3 protein-coding genes are annotated in these 2,632 nt (G+C 75.2%); all 3 read right to left on the bottom strand.

Annotated elements, in window-relative coordinates:
- A partial coding sequence (locus tag C1J01_RS47450; RefSeq protein WP_235855148.1) for a DUF5685 family protein occupies positions 1-601 on the bottom strand: 601 nt, incomplete at its 3' end.
- A 93-nt stretch (positions 602-694) separates the two neighbouring features.
- Entirely contained in the window at positions 695-1,339 is a 645-nt protein-coding gene (locus C1J01_RS47445; protein WP_111185661.1) for a response regulator, read from the bottom strand.
- Positions 1,330-2,478 (bottom strand): sensor histidine kinase, encoded by a 1,149-nt coding sequence (locus tag C1J01_RS47440; protein WP_111185659.1) that lies wholly within the window; start codon positions 2,476-2,478, stop codon positions 1,330-1,332. Before C1J01_RS47440 ends, C1J01_RS47445 begins: the two co-directional genes overlap by 10 nt.
- Between the last annotated feature and the right edge of the window lie 154 nt (positions 2,479-2,632).

The following is a 2,632-nucleotide window of genomic DNA, read 5'->3' as shown; positions in this document are numbered from 1 at the left end:
GCTCCAGCCCCCCGGCCACCGCCGCCTCCGGCACCCCGGCGACCGCATCCCCGGCCGGCTCCGGCATCGCGGTGACCGCCGGCGTGGGCCGCTCCAGCACCGCCGTTCCGCGGTCACGAGCCGCGAACGCGCGTTCCAGGGCCAGCTGGCGGGTGACGGTCGCGGCGAGGGGCGTCGTGTCGAAGCCGGTCTCGGCCGCCAGGCGGGCGCCGGCCTTCTCCCAGCGGACCGCCAGCCGGGAGCGCGCCCCTGCCGTGGCGCGGCCGGCGTCCCCGTCGGCGACATGGTCGCGGATCTTGCCGGCGGCCAGCACCAGCGACACCCCAGCCGCGAACCGGGCGCCGCTCGCCCGCGCGTCCACCACCTCCGCGCGGCGGAACCCCCGTAACGCGCACGGTCCCGCCGTACGGCGCGGCGCCGACGACGGGAGCTGCGCCTCCGTGAGCACCGAGATGATCAGTGTGTCGTAGTTGGTCGCCAAGCGCGCGCCCTGCCCGTGCCCGTCGCGTAACGTCAGGCACAGGCCGCACAGGTGGGCCCGCCACGCCTCGCGCAGCGAAGGGCAGCCGTGCTCGCCACACGGGCGGATGATCCCGAACACATGACCTCTCAGCCGTTTCGCCCCGATCGGCGAAGATCATACGGCTCCGCCCCCACACCCGTACCGATTCCGGCGGAACCGGTCTCGCGACGGTCAGCTTTCGAGATAGCGCAGGATGGCGAGGACCCGGCGGCTGTAGCCGGGCTGGCGAGGCAGGTCGAGCTTGTCCATGATCGCGTTCACGTGCTTCTCGACCGTGCTGAGCGAGACGTGCAGGCGTTCGGCGATGGCGGCGTTCACCAGCCCCTCGGCCAGCAGGCGCAGCACCTCGCCCTCGCGCGGGCTCAGCCGGCTCAGCGGGTCGGCGTGGGTCGTGCGGGCCAGCAGCCGCCGCACCACCTCGGGGTCGAACGCCGTGCCGCCGGCGCTCACCCGCTCCAGCGAGTCGAGGAACTCGGCGACCTCCGACACACGGTCCTTCAGCAGATAGCCGAGGCCCTCGGTGGAGCCGCCCAGCAGCCGGGCCGCGTAGTGCTGCTCGACGTACTGCGACAACACCAGCACCCCGACGCCGGGCAGGCGCTCGCGGATCTCCAGCGCCGCGCGCAGCCCGTCGTCCTTGTGCGACGGCGGCATGCGCACGTCGACCACGGCCACGTCGGGACGGTGCCGCTCGACCGCCTCGACCAGCGCGGGCGCGTCGCCGACGGCGGCCACGACCTCGTGACCGGCGTCGGCCAGCAGCCGCGTCAGCCCCTCGCGCAGCAGCACGGAGTCGTCGGCCAGGATCACCCGCACGGCGGCGCCTTCGGCAGCGTGGCGGTGACGCGGGTGGGGCCGCCGGGCGGGCTGTCGACGCCGAACGTGCCGTCGAGCGCCAGCACCCGCCGGGCCAGCCCGGACAGCCCGCCGCCCGACGGGTCGGCCCCGCCCCTGCCGTCGTCGGAGATCGCCACGCTCACCGTCCGCTCGTCCTCGCTCAGGACCACCAGGATGTCATGCGCCCCGGCGTGCTTGACGGCGTTGGTGATCGCCTCGCGGACCACGAAGTACAGGGCGGTCTCCACCTCCGAGACGGGACGGCCGGACAGCCCGTCGTGCACGGTCACCGGCACCGGCGTGCGCTCGGCGACGCCCGCGAGCGCGGCCCGCAGTCCCAGCTCGTCGAGCGCGGTCGGGTAGACGCGCCAGGCCACGCTGCGCAGCTCGTCGAGGAGCCGGCGCGACTCGGTGTAGGCCTGGTCGACCAGCTCGTGGACCTGCTCCTGGTCGCGGCTGTGCCGGGCCCGGCCGAGCAGCATGGCCAGGGCGACGCCGCGCTGCTGGACACCGTCGTGCAGGTCGCGTTCGATCCGGCGCCGCTCGTCGTCGACGGCTCTGACGATGCCGGAGCGGCTCGCGGTCAGCTCGGCGATGCGCCGGCGCATCAGCTCGCCGCCGTCGGGGCCGAGGAAGTGCACGGCCACGCGGCGTTCGAGCGCGGCCATGCCCAGTACCAGCAGGGCGCTCACCACCAGCAGCAGCGCCCCGCTGCTCAGGCCCACGACGTCGCTGCTGGTGACGAGGTTGACGCCGGGCAGCTCGAGCGGGATCGGCTCCGCCCGGCCCCACAACAGCGCCCACGTGCCGCCGCCGACGAACAGCAGGGCCAGGAACAGCGTGGACGTGCAGGCGTACCCGCCGAGCAGGCCGAGGGCGGCGCGGGCGGCGAGGAAGGCGTACCCGCCGCTCTCGCGCGAGGTGTCGAGGCCGAGGAAGCGCGACAGCCGCGCCCGCTCCAGGGCCGTCAGCCGGGCCAGCCCGCGCGCGGCGACCGGCCGCAGCGCGGGCACCAGGCACGCGGGCGCCGCCGCCAGCAGGAAGAGCAGCTCCGCCAGGCCGAGCGCCATCCCGAGGACGACGCCGACCGGGACACGGGTGATCCTGCCGCCTGACATCGGCGTGAGTCTAGGCGCTCTACGCATCGCGGCGGCGCAGCACGACGTGGCCCGCCGCCACCGCCGCCGCCGTCCAGGCCAGCAGCCAGACCAGCCCCTCCCAGGCCGGGTACGGCATCGGCCCGCCCGTCATGTTCACCCCGCTGCCCATGAA

Origin of the sequence: Nonomuraea aridisoli (assembly GCF_003236395.1) — a bacterium.
In the GTDB taxonomy this organism is placed as follows: Bacteria; Actinomycetota; Actinomycetes; order Streptosporangiales; family Streptosporangiaceae; genus Nonomuraea; species Nonomuraea aridisoli.
This window is presented reverse-complemented; position numbering and strand designations above follow the sequence as displayed.

Bases quoted from the DNA above. Each gene is read 5' to 3' on its own strand.
- C1J01_RS47440 (WP_111185659.1), bottom strand. From the start codon at position 2,478: ATGTCAGGCGGCAGGATCACCCGTGTCCCGGTCGGCGTCGTCCTCGGG.